Annotated in this window: 1 protein-coding gene; it reads left to right on the plus strand. The window is 45.8% G+C overall.

Features of this window, described 5'->3' with window-relative positions; genetic code table 11:
* Nucleotides 1-116 precede the first annotated feature (116 nt).
* The gene (locus tag AB4Z45_RS32845; RefSeq protein WP_441913827.1) at nucleotides 117-1394 is read left to right on the plus strand and encodes an IS110 family transposase; all 1278 of its coding nucleotides are present in this window, start codon (nucleotides 117-119) and stop codon (nucleotides 1392-1394) included.
* The last annotated feature ends 395 nt before the right edge of the window (nucleotides 1395-1789 follow it).

A 1789-nucleotide genomic window follows, 5' to 3' on the forward strand; every position in this document is an offset into this window, starting at 1 on the left:
GCCCGTTAACATTCCTGTAGGTGTTAGTAGATTCGATTTGCAGAAAAACGAACGCCCCGCTAGGATGAGTATGTACTGGGTTGGAGCCCTCAGAACTCACCTTAGGAGGCGTTATCATGAAGTCTAGACTAATTAAAGCTCAAAATCAACGTGTAGAACGTGTTTCCACTTCTACTCTTGTCATTGGCATCGACATTGCCAAAGAGAAACATACTGCTCAAGCTATTAACTTTCGAGGTATTGTCCTCACCAATCGCCCCATTATGTTTTCGAACGACCATGCGGGCTTTGAGCACTTAATTAGTAGTATTCGTAAATTACAGAACATGCACAACTTGAATGACGTCGTTGTGGGAATGGAGAGTACCGGTCACTACTGGTTCAATCTCGCTCATTGGTTGATGAATCAAGGGGTTTCTGTTGTCCTTGTCAATCCAATGACGACCAAACGCAATAAGGAAAACAGAGACAACTCCCCATCAAAAAATGACCCAAAGGACGCTTTGGTCATTGCCGATGCAGTGAGTCGCGGATTCTACACGCCCTTCTCCCCAAAAGAAGAAACCTTCTGCCGCTTGCGGGTTATTGTCACAAACAGAGAGCATTGGGTTGTTAAATCCGGACGGATTAAGAACAGAATCCACCGCTGGCTGGATATCCGTTTTCCAGAATACAGGCAAGCGTTCGAAGATATTTTTAGTCCTCGTTCATTAGCCACTTTGCGTCGTTTCCCAGCCCCATCTGACGTATTACAGTTAACTCCGGAGCAGATGGTGCAAACCTGGGGAGTGTACATGGCTAGACCTGGCGGTGTGCGAGGCAGGAACAAGGCGATTCAGCTCCAAACACTCGCTAGACATAGCGTTGGAGACGCTACTGCCCTTGAAGAAGACAAATGGGAACTTAGGCACCTCATCGAAGAATATGAACGAATCTGCCACATCATTGATGAAGCAGACGAAATCATTGAAAAGTTATTGCCTGAGATCCCCTGTTCTGATCTCGTTCGATCCGTCGGTGTTTCCTTTCCTGCAATGGCTGCCATATTCGCATTTGGCGGGGACTTACGTAAGCTGTCTCACGGAAATCAGTTATTGCGAAAGGCTGGATTGAACTTAGCGGAGCGTAGTTCTGGTAAGTATAAGGGGCACATTAAGCTAACCAAACGAGGAAACTCATTACTACGGAAGCATTTGTACTTCTCGGTGTTTCACCTCTTATCTCACAATCGTGCATTCCAAGCCGTGCATGCACACAATATTGAAGTAAAACGAATGACGAAAATGCAGTCCATGATGAAGTTGATTGGGAAATTGGCTCGGATGCTTGTAGCCATGGCGCGAGAAGGACAAACTTTCTCCGCGGATAAAGCTCAACAACCACTAGCAGCTTAACAACTAAATTCGCAACCCAGACACGTAGATCAGCTCGTTCGCAGGATTTCACAAAGAAAGCACGGAGTACCGAGATTTTTACGCTTTAGGGCTTAGACCCGTTCCGTTAACGTTGATCGGACTCCACACCTTGGTTAGATAGGACGAAGGAATGTAAGGGCTTAGACCCGTTGAGATTTGGGAGAGTGAATCCCAAGGGCCTTGTGGAGAAAGATGTGCAGCAAAACTTTCTGTGGAAGATGTTGTAAATAGACCAACACCTTCTATTCCCGCATGCCCTCAAACGGAACTTCCTAGCCCATGTTTTGTAATCATTTAAACTCCTATTTCAATCTGTATGTGAAATCCTGAGAATTCGCGAGTATTCGTGAGAAAAACCTTATTCTCTGAGGGAG

The organism is Paenibacillus sp. MCAF9, from assembly GCF_052114265.1.
GTDB lineage: Bacteria > Bacillota > Bacilli > Paenibacillales > Paenibacillaceae > Pristimantibacillus.

Coding starts and splice junctions, on each gene's coding strand:
- AB4Z45_RS32845 (WP_441913827.1), top strand. CDS start 117: ATGAAGTCTAGACTAATTAAAGCTCAAAATCAACGTGTAGAACGTGTT.